The organism is Conexibacter stalactiti (genome assembly GCF_033542075.1).
GTDB classification, from domain to species: domain Bacteria; phylum Actinomycetota; class Thermoleophilia; order Solirubrobacterales; family Solirubrobacteraceae; genus Conexibacter; species Conexibacter stalactiti.
The window spans coordinates 1-24,364 of sequence record NZ_JAWSTH010000025.1 but is presented as its reverse complement, the minus strand read 5'-3'; the positions used below and the strand labels follow the sequence as shown (position 1 = coordinate 24,364).

General features: G+C 71.1%; 28 protein-coding genes, 1 tRNA gene and 1 pseudogene. 21 read left to right on the top strand and 9 right to left on the bottom strand.

Going from position 1 to position 24,364, the window contains the following annotated elements:
* Positions 1–47: 47 nt before the first annotated feature.
* Together R7226_RS11525 and R7226_RS11520 are read right to left on the bottom strand one after the other, a co-directional pair.
* Positions 48–224 carry a DUF1059 domain-containing protein gene (locus tag R7226_RS11525; RefSeq protein WP_318597303.1) on the bottom strand — a complete coding sequence of 59 codons (177 nt, stop codon included), beginning with the start codon at positions 222–224 and terminating at the stop codon, positions 48–50.
* Positions 225–306: 82 nt separating this feature from the next.
* Positions 307–377, bottom strand: a tRNA-Gln gene (locus tag R7226_RS11520).
* A 75-nt stretch (positions 378–452) separates the two neighbouring features.
* On the opposite strand from R7226_RS11520, the gene glmU reads away from it, so the two are divergent.
* The 3 genes from glmU to R7226_RS11505 are packed head-to-tail and all read left to right on the top strand — an operon-like array spanning position 453 to position 3,260.
* Positions 453–1,859: a bifunctional UDP-N-acetylglucosamine diphosphorylase/glucosamine-1-phosphate N-acetyltransferase GlmU gene (gene glmU, locus R7226_RS11515; RefSeq protein WP_412103079.1), complete on the top strand. Its 1,407-nt coding sequence runs from the start codon at positions 453–455 to the stop codon at positions 1,857–1,859.
* Positions 1,860–1,900: 41 nt separating this feature from the next.
* Positions 1,901–2,923, top strand: coding sequence for a ribose-phosphate diphosphokinase (locus R7226_RS11510; protein ID WP_318597301.1), 1,023 nt, complete (start codon positions 1,901–1,903; stop codon positions 2,921–2,923).
* Positions 2,924–2,948: 25 nt separating this feature from the next.
* Entirely contained in the window at positions 2,949–3,260 is a 312-nt protein-coding gene (locus tag R7226_RS11505; RefSeq protein WP_318597300.1) for a hypothetical protein, read from the top strand.
* On the opposite strand, the gene R7226_RS11500 is transcribed toward R7226_RS11505, so the two are convergent.
* Positions 3,257–3,532, bottom strand: a complete 276-nt coding sequence (locus R7226_RS11500) for a DUF4235 domain-containing protein (protein ID WP_318597299.1) — start codon at positions 3,530–3,532, stop codon at positions 3,257–3,259. The genes R7226_RS11505 and R7226_RS11500 overlap by 4 nt on opposite strands.
* 67 nt (positions 3,533–3,599) lie before the next feature.
* On the opposite strand from R7226_RS11500, the gene R7226_RS11495 reads away from it, so the two are divergent.
* Complete coding sequence (locus R7226_RS11495; RefSeq protein ID WP_318597298.1) at positions 3,600–4,319, top strand: hypothetical protein; 720 nt, start codon at positions 3,600–3,602, stop codon at positions 4,317–4,319.
* A 3-nt stretch (positions 4,320–4,322) separates the two neighbouring features.
* Here the strand turns inward: R7226_RS11495 and R7226_RS11490 are convergent, their stop codons facing one another.
* Positions 4,323–4,772, bottom strand: a complete 450-nt coding sequence (locus R7226_RS11490) for a hypothetical protein (RefSeq protein ID WP_318597297.1) — start codon at positions 4,770–4,772, stop codon at positions 4,323–4,325.
* A 139-nt stretch (positions 4,773–4,911) separates the two neighbouring features.
* On the opposite strand from R7226_RS11490, the gene R7226_RS11485 reads away from it, so the two are divergent.
* From R7226_RS11485 to R7226_RS11440, 10 genes are all read left to right on the top strand, one after another.
* Positions 4,912–6,906 (top strand): glycoside hydrolase family 2 protein, encoded by a 1,995-nt coding sequence (locus tag R7226_RS11485; RefSeq protein WP_318597296.1) that lies wholly within the window; start codon positions 4,912–4,914, stop codon positions 6,904–6,906.
* A gap of 38 nt (positions 6,907–6,944) precedes the next feature.
* Complete coding sequence (locus R7226_RS11480; RefSeq protein WP_318597295.1) at positions 6,945–7,289, top strand: hypothetical protein; 345 nt, start codon at positions 6,945–6,947, stop codon at positions 7,287–7,289.
* A 56-nt stretch (positions 7,290–7,345) separates the two neighbouring features.
* Positions 7,346–7,990 (top strand): 50S ribosomal protein L25/general stress protein Ctc, encoded by a 645-nt coding sequence (locus R7226_RS11475; RefSeq protein ID WP_318597294.1) that lies wholly within the window; start codon positions 7,346–7,348, stop codon positions 7,988–7,990.
* Positions 7,991–7,996: 6 nt separating this feature from the next.
* A complete protein-coding gene (gene pth / locus R7226_RS11470; RefSeq protein WP_318597293.1) occupies positions 7,997–8,587 on the top strand; it encodes an aminoacyl-tRNA hydrolase in 591 nt (196 codons plus the stop codon).
* A gap of 107 nt (positions 8,588–8,694) precedes the next feature.
* Positions 8,695–12,042 (top strand): transcription-repair coupling factor, encoded by a 3,348-nt coding sequence (mfd, locus tag R7226_RS11465; RefSeq protein ID WP_318597292.1) that lies wholly within the window; start codon positions 8,695–8,697, stop codon positions 12,040–12,042.
* Positions 12,043–12,144: 102 nt separating this feature from the next.
* Positions 12,145–13,311, top strand: coding sequence for a peptidyl-prolyl cis-trans isomerase (locus R7226_RS11460; RefSeq protein ID WP_318597291.1), 1,167 nt, complete (start codon positions 12,145–12,147; stop codon positions 13,309–13,311).
* Between the two features lie 49 nt (positions 13,312–13,360).
* Entirely contained in the window at positions 13,361–14,218 is an 858-nt protein-coding gene (mazG, locus tag R7226_RS11455; protein WP_318597290.1) for a nucleoside triphosphate pyrophosphohydrolase, read from the top strand.
* Entirely contained in the window at positions 14,215–15,492 is a 1,278-nt protein-coding gene (eno, locus tag R7226_RS11450) for a phosphopyruvate hydratase (protein ID WP_318597289.1), read from the top strand. Before mazG ends, eno begins: the two co-directional genes overlap by 4 nt.
* A 178-nt stretch (positions 15,493–15,670) precedes the next feature.
* A complete protein-coding gene (locus tag R7226_RS11445) occupies positions 15,671–16,036 on the top strand; it encodes an FtsB family cell division protein (RefSeq protein ID WP_318597288.1) in 366 nt (121 codons plus the stop codon).
* Positions 16,037–16,068: 32 nt separating this feature from the next.
* On the top strand, positions 16,069–16,428 hold the full coding sequence (locus R7226_RS11440) for a hypothetical protein (RefSeq protein ID WP_318597287.1): 360 nt from the start codon (positions 16,069–16,071) through the stop codon (positions 16,426–16,428).
* A gap of 84 nt (positions 16,429–16,512) precedes the next feature.
* Here R7226_RS11440 and R7226_RS11435 read toward each other — a convergent pair whose 3' ends face one another.
* Complete coding sequence (locus R7226_RS11435) at positions 16,513–17,097, bottom strand: hypothetical protein (protein WP_318597286.1); 585 nt, start codon at positions 17,095–17,097, stop codon at positions 16,513–16,515.
* Positions 17,098–17,283: 186 nt separating this feature from the next.
* Here R7226_RS11435 and csrA point away from each other — a divergent pair, with 186 nt between their 5' ends.
* Entirely contained in the window at positions 17,284–17,523 is a 240-nt protein-coding gene (csrA, locus tag R7226_RS11430) for a carbon storage regulator CsrA (RefSeq protein WP_404827816.1), read from the top strand.
* A gap of 36 nt (positions 17,524–17,559) precedes the next feature.
* On the opposite strand, the gene R7226_RS11425 is transcribed toward csrA, so the two are convergent.
* The 3 genes from R7226_RS11425 to R7226_RS11415 all read right to left on the bottom strand — a co-directional run bounded on the left by R7226_RS11425 (position 17,560) and on the right by R7226_RS11415 (position 19,544).
* Positions 17,560–17,799 (bottom strand): hypothetical protein, encoded by a 240-nt coding sequence (locus tag R7226_RS11425; protein WP_318597285.1) that lies wholly within the window; start codon positions 17,797–17,799, stop codon positions 17,560–17,562.
* Between the two features lie 57 nt (positions 17,800–17,856).
* Positions 17,857–18,396: a thermonuclease family protein gene (locus R7226_RS11420; protein ID WP_318597284.1), complete on the bottom strand. Its 540-nt coding sequence runs from the start codon at positions 18,394–18,396 to the stop codon at positions 17,857–17,859.
* A gap of 227 nt (positions 18,397–18,623) precedes the next feature.
* A complete protein-coding gene (locus tag R7226_RS11415; RefSeq protein WP_318597283.1) occupies positions 18,624–19,544 on the bottom strand; it encodes a 2-deoxy-5-keto-D-gluconate 6-phosphate aldolase domain-containing protein in 921 nt (306 codons plus the stop codon).
* 38 nt (positions 19,545–19,582) lie between these two features.
* Here R7226_RS11415 and R7226_RS11410 point away from each other — a divergent pair, with 38 nt between their 5' ends.
* The 5 genes from R7226_RS11410 (at position 19,583) to R7226_RS11390 (ending at position 22,893) form a co-directional block, all read left to right on the top strand.
* Positions 19,583–20,701 (top strand): carboxylate-amine ligase, encoded by a 1,119-nt coding sequence (locus R7226_RS11410; protein ID WP_318597346.1) that lies wholly within the window; start codon positions 19,583–19,585, stop codon positions 20,699–20,701.
* 48 nt (positions 20,702–20,749) lie between these two features.
* A complete protein-coding gene (locus tag R7226_RS11405; RefSeq protein ID WP_318597282.1) occupies positions 20,750–21,520 on the top strand; it encodes a rhomboid family intramembrane serine protease in 771 nt (256 codons plus the stop codon).
* An 80-nt stretch (positions 21,521–21,600) separates the two neighbouring features.
* Positions 21,601–21,942 carry a hypothetical protein gene (locus tag R7226_RS11400; protein WP_318597281.1) on the top strand — a complete coding sequence of 114 codons (342 nt, stop codon included), beginning with the start codon at positions 21,601–21,603 and terminating at the stop codon, positions 21,940–21,942.
* Position 21,943: 1 nt separating this feature from the next.
* Positions 21,944–22,618, top strand: coding sequence for a metal-dependent hydrolase (locus R7226_RS11395; RefSeq protein WP_318597280.1), 675 nt, complete (start codon positions 21,944–21,946; stop codon positions 22,616–22,618).
* Positions 22,618–22,893, top strand: coding sequence for an Lrp/AsnC family transcriptional regulator (locus tag R7226_RS11390; protein ID WP_318597279.1), 276 nt, complete (start codon positions 22,618–22,620; stop codon positions 22,891–22,893). The genes R7226_RS11395 and R7226_RS11390 overlap by 1 nt, the downstream gene beginning before the upstream one ends.
* Positions 22,894–22,959: 66 nt before the next feature.
* Here the strand turns inward: R7226_RS11390 and R7226_RS11385 are convergent, their stop codons facing one another.
* Positions 22,960–24,066: a glycosyltransferase family 4 protein gene (locus R7226_RS11385; RefSeq protein WP_318597278.1), complete on the bottom strand. Its 1,107-nt coding sequence runs from the start codon at positions 24,064–24,066 to the stop codon at positions 22,960–22,962.
* 30 nt (positions 24,067–24,096) lie between these two features.
* Here R7226_RS11385 and R7226_RS11380 point away from each other — a divergent pair.
* Positions 24,097–24,364: pseudogene (locus R7226_RS11380) on the top strand (flagellar motor protein); the annotation flags it as partial.

Here is a 24,364-nt window from a genome sequence, read left to right as displayed (position 1 = left end):
CCGGGGCCCGTGCGGCGCCGCGGCCCCTGCCGCGGCGCGCGCCCGTGCTACTCCACGTCTTGGATCTGCGCCCGCACCTCGTTGATCACGGCGTCGGGCACGTGCTCCATGCCGTGGTCGTCGTGGGCGTGCTGCGCGACCTGGGCGAGGATCGCCTCCTCGCTCTCGCCGCGGAACCGGGCTGTGCAGTCCGGGACCACGGCACCACAGAAGAACTCCTTCATACGCCTCCTCTCGCATCGGCGACTGAGCTGCCGATCCTACGGGGCGCGGCGCGAAGCCGTGCGGGTTCTCGCACGGCAGCGACTGGGGGGCCGGGACTCGAACCCGGATAGCCGGCTCCAAAGGCCGGAGTCTTGCCATTAGACGACCCCCCAACGAGGTCCGGCCGATTCTATTCCTCCGCACGCCGAGGCCGCTCAGGAGGCGCTCCGCCGCCTGACGTGGCTACGATGCGTTGCGTGACCGCTCCGGTCGTCGTCATCCTCGCGGCTGGGCAGGGAACGCGAATGCGCTCCTCCACGCCCAAGCTGCTGCATCCGCTCTGCGGAAGACCACTGCTCACCTGGACCGTCGCCGCGGCACGTGCCGCCGGTGCGGCGAAGGTCGTCGTCGTCGGCGGTCCGGATCGCGCGCTCGCGCCCGGTCTGCCCGACGACGTCGTGCTGGCGGTCCAGCAGGAGGCGCGCGGCACGGCCGACGCCGTGCAGGCGGCCGCCGCCGAGATCGACCGCGACGCGCCGGTGATCGTGCTCAACGGCGACGTGCCGTTGGTCACGGGCGAGTCGCTGCATCAGCTCGCCGTCGCGCACACCGAGCACGACGCCGCGGCGACGATGCTGACGATGGTGCTGCCGGACCCGTCCGGCTACGGCCGCGTCGTGCGTGGTGCCGACGGCGCCGTCGAACGCGTCGTCGAGACGAAGAAGCCCGGCGACGCGACCCCGGCAGAGCTGGAGATCCGCGAGGTCAACGGCGGCGTCTACGCGTTCGCCGGCGGTGAGCTGCTCGACGCGCTCGCCGAGGTCCGCTCCGACAACGCCCAGGGCGAGCTGTACCTGCCGGACGTGCTTCCGATCCTGCGCGGCAGCGGGCGCGTCGTGCGCGCCCATCTCGTCGACGACCCGGCGCTCGCGCTCGGCGTCAACGACCGCGGCGACCTCGCGAAGGTCCGCGCGGAGGCGCAGCGGCGGATCCTCGCCGCGCACATGGCGGCGGGCGTGACGATCGTCGATCCCGGCTCGACCGTGATCGACGACGGCGTCGAGATCGGCGCCGACACGGTGATCGCCCCGTTCACGTCGCTGCACGGCGCCACGCGCGTCGGCGGCGGCTGCCAGGTCGGTCCGCACAGCACGCTGCTCGACGCCGTGCTGGGGGACGGCGTCGCGGTGCCGCACTCCTACCTGACCTCGTGCACCGTCGAGGACGGCGCCAGCGTCGGGCCGTTCGCCTACCTGCGCCCCGGCGCGGTGCTGCGCGAGGGGGCGAAGGTCGGCACTTTCGTCGAGGTCAAGAACTCCGACGTCGGCGCGGGCACGAAGGTGCCGCACCTGTCGTACATCGGCGACGCCGACATCGGACCTGGCTCCAACCTCGGAGCCGGCACGATCACGGCCAACTACGACGGCGCCAGAAAGCACCGCACGACGATCGGTGCGCGTGTCAAGGGCGGCGTCGACACGGCTTTCGTCGCGCCGGTGACGGTCGGCGACGACGCCTGGACGGCGGCGGGGTCGGTCATCACGGAGGACGTGCCGGACGGCGCGCTCGGGGTTGCCCGGTCGCGTCAGCGGAATGTCGAGCGGTACAGCGAGCGCAAGAAGGAGATCGAGGACCAGTGGCCTCTCAAGTCGTAACCCCCGGAGCGTCGGCGGCAACGCGTAGACTCGGCGCACAGATGAGTTCGGCCGGTCCGCAGGAGCACCCCAACAGCCACATCGAGATCGGCTACGGCAAGCAGCTGATGCTCTTCAGCGGCCGTGCCCACCAGCAGCTGGGCGCCGACATCGCCGCCAAGCTCGGTGTCGAGCTCGGCGGCGTCCACCTCAGAACGTTCACCAACGGCGAGGTCTACTGCCGCTACGAGGAGTCGATCCGCGGCGCGGACGTCTTCATCGTGCAGCCGATCTCCGGCAACCCGCTGACGGGGATCACGCCGAACGACGCGCTGATGGAGCTGCTGGAGATGGTCGACGCGGCCGTCGGCGGCTCGGCTCACCGCGTCGTCGCCGTCTGTCCCTGGTACGGCTACTCGCGCCAGGACAAGAAGTCGGCGCCGCGCGAGCCGATCTCGGCCCGCCTCGTCGCGCGCATGCTGGAGACCGCGGGGATCGATCGGATCCTCACGATGGACCTTCACTCCGGTCAGATCCAGGGCTTCTTCCAGAAGCCGTGCGACCACATGACGGCGATGTGGATGCTGACCAGATACTTCGCCGACCAGAGCCTGGAAGACCTCGTCGTCGTCTCGCCGGACGCCGGTCGCGTGAAGCTGAACAAGAAGTTCGCCGCCACGATCGGCGCCGAGCTGGCGATCCTCAACAAGGAGCGCCCGGCCCAGCAGGTCGCCGAGATCGGCTACGTGATCGGTGACGTGAAGGGCAAGACGGCCGTCATCGTCGACGACATCATCGACACGGCCGGCACGCTGAAGGCAGCTGCGCAGACGGTCCGCGACGCCGGCGCCACGCGCGTGCTGGCGGCGGCGACCCATGGCGTCTTCTCCGGCAACGCGTGGGAGAACCTCGCCGCGGCGGCCTTCGACGAGATCGTCGTGACCGACACGATCCCGCTGCCGAGCGGGGCTCCGGACAACATCACGGTGCTGCCGTGCGCCGACCTGCTGACCAGCTCGATCCGTCAGATCTTCACGGACGGCTCGGTCTCCGAGGTCTTCCGCGGCGAGAACCAGCTGTTCTGAGCGGGCGCTTCCGGCTCCGCCGCGCATGGCCCGCGACGCCCACCACCTGATGACGCTGCTCGGCCTCTCCGAGGACGAGCTGTGCGCGGCGCTGGCGGTCGATCCGCTGACGCTGCTGTCCGGTCAGCTCGACCACCGGCCCGAGCTGCCGATCCTGCTCGACCTGCTGGCCGAGGCCGAGGAGCGCGCCGGGGCGCCGGTGCTGCGCCGCTGGGTGCGCGCCAGCGGGCCGGCCGGCCGGCCGCTCGACGCGCTGCTGGCGCGCGACTTCGGCCGCTTCGAGGACGCGCTCGGCCAGCTCGCCGAGCGCGGCTTCGTGCTGCGCTCCGGCGGTTAGGCCTTGTCCGGCGCCTTCTCGCCGGGCCACACGCCGAAGACGTGCTCCCAGCCTCTGGCGCCGGCGCGGTCGACGACCGCGCGCGTGACCGAGAAGGTCACGCCCTGCACCGCCGCGGCGGTGACGACTCTCGGCCAGCTCGCGAGCTGGGTCGTCGCCTCGGGCGGCTCCTCGTCGTCGATCTTGCTCCACACGAACGTGAAGAGCTTGCGCGCCAACAGGCCGGCCACGATCCCGACGACGATGCCGAACGGCTTGTAGATCAGCTTCATGGCCTCAGGCTACCCGTCGACAGGCCGATTATCCTGTGTGGAAGGAACTCCCCAAGGACGGTGCGTCATGAGCGACGAACGGCGAGACGACGGTGCGGCTGACGAGCTGCTTCGAAGGGCTCTGCTCGACGCCTCCGACGCCGCGGCTGTCTCACTCGCCGTCAGCGACCTCCCTGTCAGCGAGGTCGTCACGGTCGTCTTCCACGGCCGTCGTGACCTCGGCACGATCCAGACCTACGTCGCGCGCGGCCGCCACGGCGCCGGCACGACGCTCTCCGCGCGCGACCTGATGCGCGTCCCGTGCGACCTCGACCTCGGCGACGCCGAGGACCGCGAGCAGGCGGAGGAGCTGTACCTGGAGCAGGCGCGGGCGCTGCGCGAGGCGCTCGTCGGCGCCGACACGGTGCTCGACGTCTGGCGCGCGCCGCTGCAGGAGCTGGCCGGCGGCGACGTCTCGATCGAGCGCTCGGTGCAGCTGCGCGTGCCGCTGCCGGCCCACCGGCTGCTGCCGGTCGCGTTGGTCGCGCCCGAGCGCCAGCTGGTCGTCGCCCCGGTCTGCGGCGCCCGGGCGCTGTCGGAGGGACGGCCGCCGATCGGAATCGCCTGCGCCCAGCAGGACCTCGCGCGGATCTATCCGCTGCCCGACGACCCTGAGCGCGCGCTCAGCGACTTCCTCGACTTCGCCGCCGACCACGCGCGCGACCTCGCCGCGCGGCTGGCGCACCAGGAGACGTCGGTCGCGCGCTTCCTCGAGATCAGCAGCGAGGAGCCGCCGACGCTGCACTGAGACCTACGGGCAGCTGCTCTCGCGGTCGATCGGTCTGCTGAGATCGAGCAGCTCGACCTCGATCCCGCCGAAGACGTCACCGGCACGGTGGATGCGCGCGCACTGCACGACCGTCAAGCGGGTCGGCGTCGTCCACACGACGCGCGCGGTGCCGTCGGCGCCGAACGGCGAGAAGTTGGTCGAGAGATCCAGCCGCGCGACCTTCACCTCGCCGCTCGATCTGAGCGCGGCGGCGTTGGCCTCCGCGGAGGCGCGGCAGCCGGCGTCCTGGGCGCAGCCGTCGATCGACGCCACGAGCGCACGGACGTTGCCGCCGGCCTGCGCCTCCAGCGCGGTCTCGATCGCGGCGCGTTCGGCCGAGTTGGCGTTCAGCACGCGCGCGAGGCCGGCGCTCGCCAGCAGGAAGAGGACCGCCGCGGCGGCGACGACGAGGTAACGGCTGGGGCGGCCCATCGATCGCCATCATCCCCGATCGGAGCGGGCTCGCGCCACTGGCAGTCGTCGTCAGCGACCCATTTGACTGTGTCAGACTTCTGACACCCCTCGGCGGACGCCGCAACTGTCGGGACCCTTCCGTACTCTCCAGCCGTCGATGCCGCGCCGTCCGTCGTTCCCCGCTTTCGCCATCGCGCTCGCCCTCTGCGGCGCCGCGCTCGCGCCGACCGTCGCCTCCGCTGAAGAGGAGACCGGCGCCGCTCCCGCGCCGCCGACCTCGCCGGCCGCGCCGACGACGCCGATGACCGCGCCTTCCAGCGAGGTCACCGTCCCGGCGGGTGCGCCGCTCTACCTCGAAGGGCAGGACGACCGCATCCTGGTCGACGGCCCGTGGCTCTTCCGCGCCGACCTCGAGGACGCCGGCGTCCCGCAGCGCTTCTACTCGCAGAGCGGCGTCGACGGCTGGAGCGGCACGACCGCGCCGATGGTCTGGAACGTCGGCGGCTCCACGCGCGAGTCGTACGAGGGCTCGATTGGCTGGTATCGCAAGGACTTCCGTCTGCCCGCCAGCAGAACGGCGAGAACGGACCGCTGGATCGTGCGCTTCGAGGCGGTCAACTTCCGCGCGACGATATGGCTCAACGGGCGCAAGCTCGGCGAGCACATCGGCGGCTACACGCCGTTCGAGCTGGAGCTGCCGAACCTCAACGCGAAGGGCGTCAACCGCCTCGTCATCCGCGCCGACAACCGCCGCGCGATACCGGAGGGGATCGTCAGCCAGCCGATCCCGGCGACCGGCTGGTGGAACTACGGCGGCCTGCAGCGCGAGGTCTACCTGCGCAAGGTCGACCGCCTCGACCTGACCGACGTGCAGGTCTCACCGAGCCTGCCGAAGGTCGGCGGCAGCGCGACGGTGACGGCCAACGCGACGGTCACCAACTACACGCGCGGCAATCAGCTCGTGACGCTCAGAGGGCGCTTCGGCACGCAGCCGCTCGACTTCGGCGAGCAGGTGGTCGCCGCCGGCAAGTCGGTCACGCTGACGACGAGAACGATCGTCAGAAACCCGAGACTGTGGTCGCCGGCGAGACCGAGCCTCTACCGCGTGCGGCTCGTCGCGGGCGCCCAGGGCGCCAACGAGAGAAGAGCGACCGAGGTCGCCGGCTACACGCTCGAGACGGGCATCCGCTCGCTCGTCGTCTCCGGTTCCGGGCAGCTCGCGCTCAACGGACAGACGGTCCGCTTCCGCGGCGTGGCGATCCACGAGGACACGCTCGCGCGCGGCTCGGCGATGAACAACGCCGACCGGGCGTCGCTGATGAGACTCGTGCGCGACTCCGGCTCGACGCTGGTGCGCGCCCACTACCCGCTGCATCCGAGCTTCCAGCAGCTGGCCGACCGTCAGGGGATGCTGCTGTGGTCGGAGATCCCCTCGACCTACCAGCTGTCGGAGGCCGACCTCGGCCGCGCGGAGTTCCGCAAGCTGGCGCTGCAGGAGGTCAGAGAGGACCTGCTCGCCAACCGCAACCACCCGTCGATCGCGGTCTGGTCGGTCGGCAACGAGATGGCCAGCTCGCCCGGTCGCAACCAGGCGTCGTACCTCAGAACTAGCGCCGACCTGATCCGCACGCTGCACCCGACCGCGCTCGTCGGCCTCGCCTTCGCCGGTCACCCGGAGAGCGGCTGCCAGGCCTCGTACGCGCCGATCGACGTGCTGGGGATGAACGACTACTTCGGCTGGTACACCGGCGTCGGCGGCAACATCGCCGACCGCGACGAGCTCGACCCGTTCCTCGACCAGCTGCGCGCCTGCTACCCGAAGCAGGCGATCGCGGTGACCGAGTACGGCGCGGAGGCCAACCGCGACGGCCCGGTCGAGGAGAAGGGCACCTACGAGTTCCAGAGAGAGTTCGTCGCCTACCACCTCGCCGCGTTCGCGAGCAAGCCGTGGCTGAGCGGCAGCGTCTACTGGGCTCTGCAGGAGTTCCGCATCCGCAACGCGTGGGGCGGCGGCAACCCGTGGCCGACGCCGCCGATCCACCAGAAGGGCCTCGTGCGGCTCGACTTCACGCGCAAGCCGGCCTACGACGTGCTGCGCACCAGTTATCGCGCGTCGCGTCAGTACGTCCCGCGCGGCAGCGCGAGACGGTAAATCCCCCGCTCACACGCGCGCGGCGCTACGCTGCGTGCATGGGCGAAGAGACGCTCGTCGTCGTCGTGTTCGGCTCGCTGCACCTGCTGGGCCTCGGCTTCGGCATGCTGCTCCTGCTGCCGCTGCTGCGCGACGAGCGGGTGACGCCGTGGGCGCCCCCGCAGGAGGACGACGACGGCGGCGGGGGCGGCAACGACCGCATCCTGCCGCAGCCGCCGCGCGGGCCCTCCTCCGGCGGCCTGCCGCTGCCCGATGCCGTTCCGGCGCGCGTCCGCCTGCGCTCCGGGGAGCGTCTCGCCGACCTCGTGCCGCCGAGGCAGCGCCGTCCCGCGCACACGCCTGAGCCGCGCCGCGCGCCCGTGCGGCAGCGCGACCGTTCGTAGCCGCGACGCAGGGGACCACGCCGATCGCGGCGATCGTCTACCCTTATTCGCCGCTCATGGCTGCAGAAGAGACCACACTCACCGTCGCTCCCCGCGAGATCGAAGGCTCCCGCTCAACCCGCCGTCTTCGTCGTAGCGGGTTCGTGCCGGGCATCGTCTACGGCGGGGACGCTGACCCCGTCCCGTTCCAGGTCGACGCTCGCGAGCTGCGCAACGCGCTCGCGCACGGCGGCGCCGTCATCCAGCTGACGCTTGATGGCGCGCAGACGCCGGTCGTCCTCAAGGACCACCATCGTCACCCGGTCACCGGGAACATGCTGCACGTCGACCTGCTGCGCGTCGATCTGTCGCAGAGAATCCACGCGACCGTCGTGGTCGAGTTCGTGAACGCCGACGACGCCCCCGGCATCAAGTCCGGCGGCGTGCTCGAGCAGGTCACGCGCGAGATCAACATAGAGGCGTTGCCGAACGAGATCCCGGACGTGATCGAGCTCGACGTCTCGAAGGTCGAGGTCGGCGACACCGTCTACCTCTCGGCGCTCACGCCTCCGTCGGGCGTCACGCTGCTCGACGACCTCGAGGAGACCGTCCTCGCCTCCGTGCTCGCGCCGAAGCTCTCGGTCGAGAGCGAGGACGAGATCGAGACCGAGACCGAGGTCGCCAGCGACAGACCCGCCGCCGAGGGCGACTCCGCGGAGTAGGTCGCGATGCGCCTGGGGCGTTCCGCCGCGGGCGCGTCGCCGGTCGACTGGCTCGTCGTCGGGCTGGGGAACCCCGGCTCGCAGTACGCGGCCACGCGGCACAACATCGGCTTCGAAGTCGCCAGCGCGCTCGCCGCGCGCTGGCAGCTTCCCCGCGCGAAGAGAAAGTTCGCCGGCCTCGTCACCGACGGCCGCACAGGCCCCGGGGGTCCACGCGTCGCGGTCCTGCTGCCGCAGACGTACATGAACGAGTCGGGCAGATCGGCAGGCCCCGCCCGCGGCGCCTACAGAGTCCCGCTGGAGCGGATCGTCGTGCTGCACGACGAGATCGACCTGCCGTTCGGAGACATCCGCGCCCGCATGGGCGGCGGTCTCGCCGGCCACAACGGCCTCAAGTCGCTCAAGCGCGAGCTCGGCAGCCCCGACTTCGGACGCGTGCGGATCGGCGTCGACCGGCCGCCGACGACCGATCCCGACCGCGTCGCCGCCTACGTGCTCGGCCGCTTCAGCGAGCCGAAGGGCGATGTCCAGGACCTGATCGAGCGCGCGACCGACACGGCCGAGCGGATCGTGCTCGGAGAGCTGGACCTCGCGTAGTGGACCACTGGTTGCCCGCTCACGTGCTTAGGAAGTCGTGAGAATCACGGCCTAGACTGCTGACAGGCTGCGGCCGCTCTTTGCGGTCGCTGTGCCTGCCCTCTTCCATGCTTGCTCCGCTTCTCGCATACGCCGCTGACGACGCTGCCACGACGACGCTCGCGCGTGACGGCGGCCGTGCCTTCGTGTCGCAGTCGCTGCGCCCGTTCGTCGTCGCCGCGCTCGCGCAGCAGGATCTGTCGCGCCCGCTGCTGGTCGTCGCCGGCGACGACCGCCAGGCGCGCGACCTCGCCGCCGACCTGCGCACGTGGCTGAGACCGCGGCAGGTCCGCTTCTATCCCTCGCGCGGCGTCGCCTACGAGTCGCACCTCGCGCCGCCGCCGCACCTCGTCGGCCTGCGCGTCGCCGCGCTCGACGCGCTGCTGTCGGAGCGCTCCGGCGACGAGATCGCTCCCGTGGTGGTCGTCTCGGCCGTCGCGCTGTCGGAGAAGGTGCCCGATCCGGCGCTGCGCCCGCATGGCTTCACGCTCACCGTCGGCGAGCTGCTCGACCTCGACGAGACGGCTGAGGACCTCGTCGCGGCCGGCTACGAGCGCGTCGACCAGGTCGAGGACCGCGGCCAGTTCGCGATCCGCGGCGGCCTGCTCGACCTCTACCCGGCGACCGAGGACCGCGCCGTCCGCGTCGACCTCTTCGGCGACGAGATCGAGTCGCTGCGCTGGTTCTCGACCTTCACGCAGCGCTCGCTCGGCGACGCCGAGAGCATCGAGGTCTCGCCGGCCGCCGAGCTGGCCGCCGAGCATCGCGAGCTGGCGGAGATCGCGGCGCTGGAGGATCCCGACAAGCGCCCGGACATCGCTGAGCTGCTGCCCGTCGGCGACTTCCACGCGATGCTCGACCTCGTCGCGGACGCGGCCGTGCTGGTCGCCGCCGAGGAGGAGATCACGCCGGCGCTGACCGACCACTGGTCCGACGTCTGCACCGCCTTCCACGCCGACGACGCGCACGACCTCTACGTCGCGCCGGACGCGGTCGAGGCGACGCTCGCGCGGCGCGCGAGAATCCGCCTCTCGTCGATCGACCAGGACCAGACGATCGCGTTCCGCGGCCAGTCGGCCGACGTCGCCGCGCGCGGCGTCAAGGAGGCCGAGCCGGAGCTGGAGAAGCTCGTGCGCGGCGGCTACCGCACCGTCGTCGCGTTCGGTCGCAGAGGCGAGGGCGAGCGCGCCGCCTACAACCTCGGCCGCATGAAGGTCCGCTGGGTCGACGGCGACGCCCCGCGCGGCGCCGACCTCGCCTTCGTCGAGGCACGCCTGCGCGATGGCTTCGTCGCCCCCGGCTTCAGACTCGCGGTGATCCCGGAGCACCGGCTCTTCCACCGCCGCCCGGCGCGCTCGGCCGGGCGCGGAGCGGCCGGCACGCGGCGCGGCGCGCTGCGCTCCTTCACCGACCTGCGCACCGGCGACATCGTCGTCCACGAGGACCACGGCCTCGCGCGCTTCGCCGGCTTCGACACGAAGACGGTCGCGGGCGTCACGCGCGACTACCTCGAGCTGGAGTACGCCGGCAGCGACAAGGTCTTCATGCCGGTCGACCAGTTCGCGAAGATCTCGCGCTACGTCGGCGCCGGCGGCGACCATCCGCCGCTCTCCAAGCTCGGCGGCAGACGCTGGGACACGCTCAAGTCGCGCGCGCGCAGAGCGGCGCAGGAGATGGCCGGCGAGCTGCTCAACCTCTACGCCGAGCGCAAGCGCCGCGAGGGGCACGCCTTCCCGCCCGACACCGACTGGATGCGCGAGTTCGAGGACGCCTGGCCCTACCGCGAGACGCCCGACCAGCGCGAGGCGATCGAGCAGGTCAAGGCCGACATGGAGACGGGCCGCCCGATGGACCGGCTGATCTGCGGCGACGTCGGCTACGGCAAGACCGAGGTCGCGCTGCGGGCGGCCTTCAAGGCGGCCAACGACGGCAGACAGGTGATGGTGCTCGTCCCCACGACGATCCTCGCCCAGCAGCACTTCGGCACCTTCTCCGAGCGGCTGAAGGACTACCCGTTCACGATCGAGCACGTCTCGCGCTTCCGTCCGGCGGCCGAGCAGAGAGCGGCGATCGCGAGATTCGTCGACGGCGGCGTCGACATCCTCATCGGCACGCACCGGGTGCTCTCGCGCGACGTGCGCCCGAAGGATCTCGGCCTGCTGATCGTCGACGAGGAGCAGCGCTTCGGCGTCAAGCAGAAGGAGCTGCTGCGCCAGCTGAAGCTGAAGGTCGACGTGATCGCGATGTCGGCGACGCCGATCCCGCGCACGCTGCAGATGTCGATCGCCGGGATCCGCGACATCTCCGTGATCGAGACGCCGCCCGAGGGGCGGCGGCCGGTCAAGACCTACGTCGGCGAGTACGACGAGCAGCTCGTCAAGGGCGCGATCGAGCGCGAGCTGGCGCGCGGCGGCCAGGCCTTCTTCCTGCACAACCGCGTCGAGTCGATCGACGAGACGGCCGAGCGGCTGCGCGCGCTCTGCCCGACCGCGAGATTCGAGGTCGCCCACGGCCAGCTCGACGAGAGAGAGCTGGAGCGGCGGATGCTGCGCTTCCTGCGCGGCGAGGCCGACGTGCTGGTCGCGACCTCGATCATCGAGTCCGGCATCGACATCCCGCAGGCGAACACGCTGATCGTCGAGCGCTCCGACCTCTTCGGCCTCTCGCAGCTCTACCAGATACGCGGCCGCGTCGGCCGCTCTCGCGAGCGCGCCTACGCGTACCTGCTCTACCCCTCCGCCGCGTCGCTGACGGCCGACGCGGCGCAGCGGCTCTCGGCGCTGTCGGACTACACCGAGCTCGGCGCCGGCTTCAAGGTCGCGATGCGCGACCTCGAGATCCGCGGCGCCGGCAACCTGCTCGGCGACGAGCAGTCGGGCCACGTCGCCGCGCTCGGCTTCGAGCTGTACATGCAGATGCTCGACGAGGCCGTCGCCGAGATGAGCGCCGACGGCAGCGGCGAGGAGCTGGCCGAGCCGGTGCGGCTCGACGTCAACGTCGACGCCTACGTGCCGGCCGATTACATCCCGTACGAGCAGGCGAAGATCGACGTCCACCGGCGCATCGCCGGCGCGCGCGAGGTGTCGGAGCTGCACGAGCTGCGCGCCGAGCTGGAGGATCGCTTCGGCGAGCCGCCGGAGCCGCTGCGCAACCTGCTGCTGCTGCAGCAGGCGCGCATCAAGCTGGGCGAGGCCGGGGCGCGCGCGGTCAGCTTCCGAGGCGGTAGGCTCGCCGTGACGCCGATCGAGCTCGACTCGCGCCGTGCCAAGCGGATGCGCGAGGAGATCCCGGAGGCGCTGTACGAGTCGGGGAAGTCGCAGCTGTCCGTGCGGGTTCCCGACGATCCGGCCGCGCGCTTTCCGGCGGTCGTTCGTGCTGCCGACGTATTGCTCGCAGTGACCCGCGAGGCCGCGTGAAACGGTGTGAACGTGGCCAAGCAAAGCCTCAATTGCAAGACATCCCAATAATCAGTTGAACTGCCGCACCGAGCAAGGAGACTCTGTACAGTGCCCACGTCTGTGACCAAGCCAATCCGCATTCTGCTGGCGCTTGGCGCCTTTTTCGCGCTTGCTTTCACCATCGCCGCGTGCGGCGGTGACGACGAGAGCGGCAACGATGTGCCGAGCAACGCCGTCGCTTCAGTCGACGGGGAGGCCGTGACGAAGGCCGATTATGACCGCTGGGCTGTCATCACGGCCAAGAGTGCCAGCGCCCAGGGCGGCGAGGCCGTCGTCCCCGATCCGCCCACGTACGCCAGATGCATCGCGGCGCTCGAGAGACAGGCGAGAGCGGTCAGAGGCCAGAGAGTGCCGGCCCAGAGCGCGCTGAGAGCTCAGTGCAGACAGCTCGATACGCAGATCAGACAGCAGACGATGGCGCTGCTGATCCAGGCGATCTGGTTCGACAAGGAAGCTGAGGACCTCGGCGTCAGCGTCACCGACAGAGACGTCGAGAGAGTGCTCGCCGAGACGAAGAGACAGTCGTTCCCCAGAAGAGGCGACTACGAGAGATTCCTCAGACAGTCCGGCATGACCAACGAGGACGTCCTCTTCCGCCTGCGGGTCAACGAGCTCGGCACGAGAATCTCGGAGAAGATCCAGAGAAGCGCCGGCAACGTCACCGAGGCGCAGATCACGGACTACTACAACAGAAACAGAGAGCAGTTCGCTGTTCCTGAGCGCCGTGACCTCGAGATCATCCTGACGAGAACCGAGGCGCAGGCCGAAGAGGCCAAGAGAGCGATCGAGGGCGGCACCTCCTGGGCCGCGGCGGCGAGAAGATACTCGACCGACGCGCTCTCCAAGGGCAACGGCGGCAGACTCGCCGGCGTCGCCAGAGGCCAGCAGGACAGAGCGCTCGACACGGCCGCCTTCAACGCCAGAGAAGACGTCATCGTCGGCCCGGTCAGAGGTCAGTTCGGCTGGTACATCGTCCGCGTCACCGGCGTCACGCCGGCGAGACAGAGCTCGCTCGCCGAGTCCAGAGAGCAGATCAGAGAGCTGCTCAGACAGCAGAACTCGACGAGAGAGCTGACGGAGTTCGGCAGAGAGTTCCAGGACAGATGGGCGAGAGCCACGAACTGCCGCAGAGAGTACGTGATCGACCAGTTCTGCTCGAACGCTCCGAGAAGAGCGACGCCGACGGCGACCGCGGGCGGCTCCGTCGCCACGTCGACGACGCCGTAGCACTCCCGCGCAGGCGCGGCAGATCACCACTGGGTAGTCTGCCGCGTCTGTGGATTCGAGCCGACCAGAGATCCAAGCGGCGCTGCTGCGCCTCGACGAGCTGACCCGGCACCTGCGGCGCGAATGCCCGTGGGACCGCGAGCAGGACGAGCGGACGATCGTCCCGCACACGCTCGAAGAGGCGTATGAGCTGGCCGACGCGGCCAACCGCCGCGACGACGCCAAGCTGCTCGACGAGCTCGGCGACGTGCTCTTCCAGGTCCACTTCCTCGCGCTCCTCTTGGAGGAGCGCGGGGCCGGTGACCTCGCCGCCGTCGCGGAGAACACGCGCCAGAAGCTGATCCGGCGCCACCCGCACCTCTTCCCGCCCGACAGCGCCGAGACCGAGGCCGCGCTGGCGGTCGCGGCCGACGCGGTGCAGACCTCCGGCGAGGTGCTCGCCAACTGGGACAAGATCAAGCAGGGCGAGGACGGCCGCGAGCGCGGCATCTTCGCCGAGGTCCCGGAGAACCTGCCGTCGCTGCTGTACGCGCGCAAGGTCCAGCGGCGTGCCGCCTCCAGCGGCTTCGACTTCCCCGGCGTCGAGGGGCCGCTGCAGTCGGTCCGCGACGAGCTCGACGAGCTGATCGAGGTCGCCGAGGTCGACGGCGAAGCCGCCCGTGACGCCCGCTTCCACGAGCTCGGCGACGTGCTGTTCGCGGCCGTCAACGTCGCGCGCAAGCTGAAGGTCGATCCCGAGCTGGCGCTGCGCGCGGCCAGCGGCCGTTTCCGCGGCCGCGTCGATGATGCGGCGGCGTTCGCCGCGGCCGACGGCCGCGCGTGGGACGAGCTGACCACCGACGAGCAGCTCGGGTACTACGTCCGAGCGCGCATGAACGAACCCGAACCAGGAGACCGAGACGCATGAGCCAGATCGAGCACGTTCACGCTCGCCAGATCCTCGACAGCCGCGGCAACCCGACGGTCGAGGTCGAGCTGAGCCTGCGCTCTGGAGCGTGGGGCCGGGCCGCCGTCCCCTCGGGCGCCTCCACGGGCGAGTACGAGGCGACCGAGCTGCGCGACGGCGGCGACGCCTGGCTCGGCAAGGGCGTCACGAAGGCCGTCGCCAACGTCAACGGCGAGATCGCGACCGCCGTGCGCGGCAAGGACGCGACCAACCAGGCCGGCATCGACCGCCAGCTGATCGACCTCGACGGCACGCCCAGCAAGTCGCGCCTCGGCGCCAACGCGACGCTCGCCGTCTCGCTCGCCGCGGCGCACGCGGCGGCGGCGGAGGAGCGGCAGCCGCTGTGGCGCTACCTCGGCGGCGACGCGGCGCACATCCTGCCCGTGCCGATGATGAACGTCCTCAACGGCGGCGCGCACGCCGACAACAAGATCGACTTCCAGGAGTTCATGATCGTCCCGTGGGGCGCGTCGTCGTTCTCGGAGGCGCTGCGCTGGGGCACGGAGATCTACCACCAGCTGAAGAAGAACCTGCACGAACGCGGCCTCTCGACCGCCGTCGGCGACGAGGGCGGCTTCGCCCCCGACCTCGGCTCCAACGAGGAGGCGCTGCAGGTGCTCGTGCGCGGCATCGAGGCGGCCGGCTACACGCCCGGCGACCAGGTCGCGATCGCGCTCGACCCGGCCACCAGCGAGATCTACGAGAACGGCCGCTACGTGCTGGAGCACGAGAACCGCAGCCTGACCGCCGAGGAGATGGCCGCCTACTGGGCCGAGATGGCCGGCCGCTACCCGATCGTCTCGATCGAGGACGGCATGGACGAGGGCGACTGGGGCGGCTGGTCGACGCTGACCGACCGGCTCGGCGCCAAGCTCCAGCTCGTCGGCGACGACCTCTTCGTCACCAACACGCAGCGCCTGCGCCGCGGCATCGAGGCCGGCGTCGCCAACTCGATCCTCATCAAGGTCAACCAGATCGGCACGCTGACGGAGACGCTCGACGCGATCAAGCTCGCGCGCGAGAACGGCTACACCGCCGTCATGTCGCACCGCTCCGGCGAGACCGAGGACGTCACGATCGCCGACCTCGCCGTCGCGACCGGCTGCGGCCAGATCAAGACCGGCGCCCCCGCCCGTTCGGACCGCGTCGCGAAGTACAACCAGCTGCTGCGGATCGAGGAAGCCTTGGGCAACGACGCCGTCTACCCCGGCCGTTCCGCCTTCAAAGGCCAGTAGCGCATCGCCTCGCGGCGCCACGCACGACCCGGCGAGCCTCAAAGGCCTCCGGCCTGATCGGCCCGCCGTGCCGCGCGTGGCATCCACGATCCGACGCGCTACAGACCTTTGACGGTGGCGTCGTTGCATCGTTGAGTTGGTGAAGGAGAACGATGGGGGCGGGCGAAGGGTTCTCCCAATGCCGCCCGTCGAACCGCCCCGCCGTGACCGTCGTGACCGACCGCAGCGCCCGCCGGCGCAGACCGCCTTCGGCGCCGCCGCGATGCGGGTGCGCTGGGATCGCGTCGGCCGCGTCGCGCTGTTGCTGCTGCTGGTCGGCGTCGTCGCGCTCTACGTGCAGCCCGCCCGCTCGTACGTCTCGACGTGGCGCGACTCGAACGCCAAGCACGAGCAGCTGCGCCAGCTGGAGGTCGAGCACGAGGCGCTCAGCAGACGCGCCGGCGCGCTGAGAGAGCCGCGCACGATCGAGACCGAGGCCCGCCGCCTCGGGATGGTGCGGCCGGGCGAGCGCCCCTACGTCGTCAGCGGCCTGCCCGACGACTGAAGCGGAGCGGCTCGCTCGCTACCCTCCGACGGGTGCAGACCGAGACAGCGCTTCACCTGTGGCAGGAAGGCCAGCGCCGCCTGCGCGAGGCCGACCCGTCCGACCGCGCGCAGCTCGAGCGGGTCGCCGACGCCGTCTACGACGAGCTGCGCCGCCGGCTCGGCGGCGCCTTCACGACCGACGACCTCGCGCGCCTCTACGGCGAGGGCAGCGACTGGGTGCTCGACGTCGCGATGGACACCGTGCCGAACAATCCCAACGCCTGGGACGCCCAGACCGTCGCCGGGGTCGCCTTCTCGCGCTACGTGCGCGAGGCACTCGACTGGTCGGGCGGCAAGCGCCGCACGCGACAGGAGCTGGAGCAGCAGCAGAAGCCGCTCGACCGGCCGTAGGACGGCAGCCGATGACGGTGCAACCGGCCCCAGCCAGTTGCACCGCTGCGGTTCATCTACGCGATCGGCGTCAGCCGATCGCGCTTACTCGTCGTCGTCTTCGCCGACGCGCCGGATCACGATCTGGTCTTCCTCGATCGTGATCTCGATCGGACGGTGACCCGCCCAGTGCTCGGCGTAGACGGGATCGTCCTGCACCGCGGGGTCGAGCCACAGTCCGTAGCCCTCCTCGCCGTGGTCGAACGTTCCCTCGAGCGGTCCGGCGGCCTTGCGGCGACCACGACCACCGCGGCGACCACGTCGACGGGAGGGCTTGTCGCCGTCCTCGTCGTCGGTCTCCGCGTCCTGCTTGCGGGCCTTGGCCCGCGCGGCATCTTCCTTGGCCTTGGCTTCGGCGGCTTCCGCCTCTGCCTTGGCCTTGGCGGCCTGCGCTGCTTCGAGTTCAGCGGCGATCAGCTCGTCGTCCTCCGCGCGGAGGTCGATCTCGTCGTCGAAGTCGGCACCGGTATCGGTGTCGACCTCGTCGGCGACGAGTTCGTTCTCACGCTTGAAGGACGCGATCTGCTGCGTCGTGACTTCGAGCTGGTGCGCGATCCAGGCATCAGTGCGGCCCTGTCGGACCCACTGGCGGATCTGGTTGAGCTGGGGACGAAGTGAGCGTCGTGCCATCGCGCGCGGACACTAGCGGAAAGTGCGACCCCGACGACCCGCCGTTCTTCCAGGAGGAATGCGGGAGGAAATGCGAAGAGCCCTGTACCTGCTCGTTATGCTTGCTTTTTGAGCGACCGGCTGTCTCTGGACTTGCCCTCCCCGGTCGTGTCCGGCCCATCCGCCAGCAGGGAGGCAGAGAGCGCAATGTTGGTTCTGACGCGCAAGTCAAACCAGAGCATCATGATCGGCGACGAGATAGAGGTTTCGGTGCTCGCGATCATGGGCGAGAAGGTCCGCATCGGCATCCAGGCGCCGCGGGACGTCCCCGTGTTCCGCAAGGAGGTCTACCTCGAGATCCAGCAGGAGAACCTCGCCGCTGGAGAGGGCGCCAAGGAAGAAGTCGATGCGGCGCTGCGCAAGCTTGGAGGCGGTGCCGAGTCCTGACGCGCCCGCTTTCGAGCGGGTACGCGACGGCTTGGCTCAGCCCATCACGATATAGAGCGTGCGGAACATCACGATCGTCACGATGACGGCGGTCGCGATGAGCGTGAGCACGAGCAGCGCGAAGCGGAAGGATCCGCGCTTGTGGATCTTCTCCAGCTCGCGCTTGCGCGCGCGCTGCTGCGCGGTGTTCGCCAGTCGCTCGCGCCGGGCGCGGTCGACCATCGACTCTTCGTAAAAAGCCTGCTCGAACTGGGCAAGACTCTGACGCATTCTCATGAAGTTCGAAAGCCTACCACTGGTTATGACGCCGCCGTCACCGGATCTTCACCCAGCTCAGCAGGCGCCCCACATGCCGCGACCGGCGGCGCGGGCGTCTGCCTGAAGCCTCGCCAGCTCGCCAGCATGCGCGGTGTTGGGGCTGATCGAGAGCGTTCTGGCGGCGCCGTCGCGCACGAGCCGGGCGTTGACGAACAGCCGATCGCGGCCGCGGTAGACGTACGCCAGCAGGCGGCCGTAGCGGTCGCGCAGCTCGCGGTCGAAGCGCAATGTGACCTGCTCGCCGTCGCGCACAAGCCGCTTGTTGAGCGCGCTCGCCGCCGGGCCCCAGCACTCGACCGGGGCGTCGGGCTTGACCGTCTCCGGTGTGTCGACGCCGATGTAGCGCACGCGCTCGCGCTCGTCGCCGACGCGGACGGCGATCGTGTCGCCGTCGACGACGCGCTCGACCTGCGCCGCGGTGCTGCCCCCGGGGCGCAGGGCGGGGTCGCCGCCGCCGAGCCAGCCGGGCCAGCCGCCGGGCGGTCGGACGTCGCCGAGCACGAGGCCGGCGACCAGCAGCAGGGCGATCCAGGGAAGGGCGCGCGGCCAGGTCATGCGGCCGAGCGTAGCCGCGCGCGGCGGCGGCGCAAGGCCGTGGCCGGCAACTGCGTCCGCCGCGGAACGATCGCGGGGCGGAGACGGCGCAGAGCGCGCGTCGCGCTGCGCAAAGAGGCGCCGACTGGGCGCGGTGCGCGGGCCGTCGCGGCGAGGAGCGCGCCGGGTGCTGCCCGCGCCCGGCCGTCCACGCGAGTGGACGGCCGAGTCCGCGGGAAGGGGAGGTCCTAGTGGACTTCCTGCTGCTCGTAGACCCCGATGAAGCGGAGGTAGTTGTCCGCGATCTTCGACGCCGCGTCGGCCCGCGCGACGTCGCCGGCGAGGAAGCCTCTGAGGCTGTCCCACCAGATCGAGCGGCCGATCGCGAAGCCGATGAAGCCGTCGACCGGCGCCGCCTCGCGCAGCCAGTGGTCGACCTTCGCGTCGCTGGCGCCGCGGCCGAGCAGGACGCAGACGACACCCTCACGACCCTCGCCGCTGCGCGCCTGCTTCGCGAGCGTCTCGGCGTCGGCCTGGGCGTCGACGCCCTCGATCTTCCAGATGTCGACCTCGATCCCGTACGCCTGCGTCTCCTCGATCGCGCGGCGCATCAGCTCCGGGCGCAGCTCGGCGTCGTAGCGGTCGGTGTCGCCGCCGACGGAGGCGAGCTGCTCGTCGGTCGCCGGCACCAGCAGCTCGTAGAGGAACTTGCGGCCGTTGGCGTGCAGCCAGTCGGCGAGGCGCTTGAGCTTCTCGTTCTGACGCGGGTTGACCGCGGCGTCCGGGTCGTCGGGGTTGTAGCGGACGAGGACCTTCGAGAAGGCGGGGTCGAACGTCTCGATGTGGGCGCCGAAGTCGTCGCCGTACTGGAAGTCGAACTCGTTCTGGCCGCTCTTCTCGACCGGCATCGCGAGCTTCAGGCCCTTCGCCTTCGCCTCGTTCGGGATGTCACCGCCGAACTGCTCGTCGACGAGCACGCCGAGCGTGCTGTTGTCGGCGCCGCGGTCGGCGGCGAGCGCCATTCCCTCGTAGATCAGCTGCTTGGCGTCGGCGATCGTGGCGGTCTCCTCCGGCGTCGGATCACCCTCGATGCCGAACATCTTCTTCTGGAAGGAACCGCGATGATCGAAGGCGAGGATGTACAGCTTGCCGTCGTAGCCGAGAGCCATGAAACCGTCCTCAGAGTCGGGGGGAAAAATTGAGCGAAGTGACGTCCGAGTCTAAACCCGAACCCCACTTCGACGGTCCCAACTACACGATCGGCATCGAGGAGGAGCTGATGATCCTCGATGCTGGGACGCTCGAGCTGTCGAACGCGATCGAGACGATGCTGGAGGCGGCGCCGTCGGAGTCCGTCAAGCCGGAGCTGATGGAGTCGGTGCTGGAGATCGCGACGACGCCGCAGCCCGACACCGCCGCCGCCGGCGCCGAGCTGCGCGGCCTCCGCCGCCAGGTGATCGACGCCGCCGCCGGCCGCGGCCTGGCGATCGGCTCCGCCGGGACGCACCCGTTCGCGATGTGGGAGCAGCAGCGGATCGTCGGCCGCGACCGCTACCGGGATCTCGTCAGCGACCTCAAGTTCGTCGCGCGTCAGGAGATCATCTTCGGACAGCACGTCCACGTCGGCCTCGACGACGCCGACAAGGCGATCCACGTCGCCAACGGCATGCGCATCCACCTGCCGGTGCTGCTGGCGCTGTCGGCCAACTCGCCCTTCTGGCGCGCCGACGCGACCGGCCTCGCCTCGACGCGCACGCCGATCTTCCGCGCCTTCCCGCGCGTGGGGATCCCGCCGACCTACGACGACTGGGACGACTACGCGGCCAAGATCGGCTTCATGGTCCGCAGCGGGGTGATCGAGGACTACACCTACCTCTGGTACGACGTGCGCCCGCACCCCAACCTCGGCACGGTCGAGATACGCGTGATGGACAGTCAGACGAGGATCGAGCACACGCTCGGGCTGACGGCGCTGATCCAGGCGATGGTGAAGGAGCTGGCCGAGCACTTCGAGGCCGGCAAGCGGCTGTCGAAGTACCCGCATCAGATGATCGACGAGAACAAGTGGCTGGCGGCGCGCCACGGTCTCGACGGCGAGCTGGTCGATCTGCCGAGCACCGATCGCGTCAGCACGCGCGAGCTGGCGCGACGGCTCCTCGACCGCCTGCGCGAGCATGCGCAGGATCTCGGCGGCGCCGCCGACCTGGCGGCCGTCGAGGACCTGCTGCAGCGCGGCAACGGCGCGGCGCGGCAGCGCGTCGTGCACGAGGCGAACCACGACCTGCACGAGGTGATGGCCGAAATCGTCGCGGCCACTGCGGTCTGAGCGCCGTGTGAGCGCCCCGGAACCCGCTCCGGGGTCTAGACTGGATGCGTGAGCAGCGGCGGCCCTGACCTGTTCGTCATCTGTAAGAGCTGCGGGTCTGAGGTCAGCCCGTACATCACCGAGTGCCCGTATTGCGGCAACCGGCTGCGCAAGCGTGCGCCAAAGCTCGACAGAAGCGGCCGTCCGAAGGACAGACCGCGCGCGCAGCGCAAGGCGCCGAAGCCATCGCTCGGCCCGCTCAAGCGCGGCGAGATCCCCGGCATCCGCGTTGACGCGCGACCGTACGCGACCGCCGCGCTGGTGCTCGCCAGCCTGCTGCTGCTGATCTACCTGCGCGCCGATCCGGCTCGCTACGTCGACTTCACGGTCCTGTTGGACCTCGACAGCAGCAACTGGTGGCATGCGCTCACCGCCGTCTTCGCGTACGACAGCAGCGGCTACGCCTTCGTGACGCTGTTCGCGATCGCGATCTTCGGCTGGCTGCTGGAGCGCCGCCACGGCCCGTTCGTCGTCGTCGCCCTCTTCCTGCTCGGCGGCGCCGGCGGCCTCGCCGTCGCGAGCCTGACCGGCCTGACGTGGCCGGCGCTCGGCGGCAACGGCGCCGCGCTGGCGCTGCTGGCGGCGTGGGCGGTGCCTGATCTGATGGAGGCACGGCGTGGGCGCGAGGTCGACGGCGACCTGCTCGGCGTCGGTGTCTTCGCGCTCCTGCTGCTGCTGATGCCGCTGGCCGTCCACGAGGCGAACGCGGTCGCGGGCGCGACCGGCCTCGTCGTCGGTCTGCTCGCCGGGCTGCCGCTCGCGCGCCTCGCGCGGCGCTGAGCCGGCTCCGGGCCGGCCGTGCCGCCGCGCCCCGCCGGGGGCACCGGGCCCGCGTGCGCCGCGTCGCTACGATGGGCGCCGTGGCTGAGCGCGCCTACACCGATGCCGAGCTCGAAGCGGCTGTCGCCTCGCTGGAGGACGCCGAGCGGATGCGTGATGCGCAGGAGCTGGTCGCGCGCGCCGCGCCGCAGCTGCAGAGAGTGCTGAACGCCGCGCTCTCCGACGGCGGCTGGTTCGGTGAGATCCACGACCAGGCGGTCCACTCGGCGGCCGGCACGGAGGATCTCGCGGAGCGCAAGCTGGCGATCAGCACGCTCGTTGCGGAGGAGACCCGGCTGGGCATGCTCGTCGGCGTGGCCGTGGGCTTCCAGCTCGCGAAGACGCTTCAGGCGGACGACACCACCACCTCGAAGGGGGAGTGAGATGCAGCTGCGATTCCTCGGTCAGTCGGCGTTCTCGTTGAGTGACGGCGACACGGCCGTCCTGACCGACCCGTTCCTGACCGGGAACCCGAGAGCGGCCGCGACCGCCGGCGAGCTCGACGCGCAGGCCATCCTGCTGACGCACGGCCACGCCGATCATCTCGGCGACACCGTCGCGATCGCCAAGCGCACCGGCGCGACCGTGCTCGCCGTCGTCGAGCTCGCGCACGAGATCGGCAGAGCGGGCGTCGACGTCGTCGACCCGAACCTCGGCGGCACGATCACGTTCGACTGGGGCTCGGTCAAGCTCGTGCCGGCATTTCACACCGCGGTCTCGCCGAGCGGGACGCCGCACATCGCCGCGGGACTCGTGATCGACTTCAAGGGCACGACGATCTACCACCTCGGCGACACGTGCCTCTTCTCCGACCTGGCGCTGCCGGGTCGCGCGCGCAAGATCGACGTGGCGCTGGTGCCGATCGGCGGCCACTACACGATGGACCGTCACGACGCGGTCGAGGCGGTCAAGCTGATCGGCGCCGAGACCGTGATCCCGATCCACTACGACACGTTCCCGCCGATCGAGACCGACGCCCAGGCGTTCAAGGCCGACGTCGAGGCGCAGACCTCCTCGAAGGTGGTCGTGCTCGCGCCGGGCGAGAGCTGGAGCAGCTGATGACCCACGCGATCGTGCTGATCCAGGCCGAGCGGACATCGCTCGCCGAGCTCGGCGGCCAGCTCGCCGAGATCCCCGGCGTCGCTGAGGCGTACTCGGTGACCGGCGAGTGGGACTTCGCGGCCGTGCTGCGGCTGCGCGAGCAGGACGACCTCGCGCACGTCGTGACCGAGACGCTCTCGCGCCTGCCCGGGATCGTCAAGACGCAGACGATGGTCGCCTTCGAGGTCTACTCCAGACACGACCTCGACGCGCTCTTCAGCGTCGGGGAGTGACTTCGTCACTTTGGAAGTTCCACGCTGGCGCGCTGAGCCGCGCCGCGTGCCTGGGAACTTCCGGGCTTAGCTGCTGATTCCGGCGGCCGCGAGGGCGCGGCCGAAGGCGTCGGCCTGCAGCGCGTGCGTGTGGGCGGCGAGCGCCGCGCGGCCATCGTTGCCGAGCCGCTCACGCAGCGGCGCGTCGTCGAGCAGCCGTGTGAGCGCGGCCGCCAGCGCGGCGGCGTCGCCGGCCGGCACGACGAGGCCAGTCTGCCCGTCGCGGACGAGGCCGCCGGCGACGGCGCCGACCGCGTCGGTCGCCACGACCGGCGTCGCCTGGTGCAGTGCCTCGTTGCAGACGAGCCCCCATGGCTCGCGGAAGCGCGGCGTCGGGATCGACGGCAGCGTCACCGCGCTCGCGGCCGCGTAGGCGACCGGCAGCTGCTCGGCGCCGACCGGCGCCAGCAGGTGCGCGCCGTCGGCCGCCGCGACCAGCGGCGCCAGCTCGCCGTCGCCGATCGCGACGAGGCGAGCCCGCGGAGCGGCGGCGTGGACGCGGCGCCAGGCGTCGAGCAGCACCTCGATCCCCTTCTCCGGCACCAGCCGGCCGACGTACAGCAGCAGCGGCGCGTCGGGCGGCAGGCCGTTGGCCGCGCGCCAGGTGGCCGTCTCGGCCGGCGCCACCGGGCGGCCGAAGAGCGCGCCGTCGACCGACTGCGGCGCGACGAAGACGTCGTCGGTGCGGCCGCGATAGCCGGCGACGTAGCGGCTGACGTGCGGGCCGTAGGTCACGACCGCGTCGGCGTGGCGGTAGACGTGCCGCACGAGCGGGAAGGCGACCGCGGCCTTCGCGCCGCCGCGCGGGTGGGCCCAGACCGACGCCCACAGCACGAATCTGCGCCGCCGCGCGCGCATCCCGGCGTAGGTCGCCGGCAGCATCGCGCCGCCCGCGACCGGCGCGATCGCCGCCGCGTAGCGGGCACCGAGCCGCAGCGCCGCGCGCGGCCCGTCGAGCCGCCGGGCGGGGAAGGGCGCCGCCGCCAGCTGCGCGTCGAGGTCGCCGAACCATGCCGGCACGTAGCTCTGCCCGGCGCCGAAGCAGAGCACCTCGACGCCGTAGCGCTCGGCCAGCAGCCGGTAGAGCGGGGCGCGGTACGGCGTGATGACGTTGGTGACCAGCGCGATCGCCATGACGGGGCAGCCTGCCAGAATCGCTCGCCAGTGGCCTCGACGGATCGATCCAGCGCGCGCACGGCGCCTGCGCCCGGCGCCTCGGCACGGGCGGGCGACGAGCCCACGCGTGTCCTCCTGCTGCACAACCGCTATCGCGCCGCGGGCGGCGAGGAGCGCGTCGTCGACCAGCTCGACGACCTGCTGCGCGAGCGCGGCCACGCGGTCGCGCGGCTGGAGCGCGACAGCGCCGCCGCCGGCGGCGCGGCCGCGGCGCGGGGCCTGCTGCGCGGCGGCCTCGACGAGCAGGCGGTCGCCG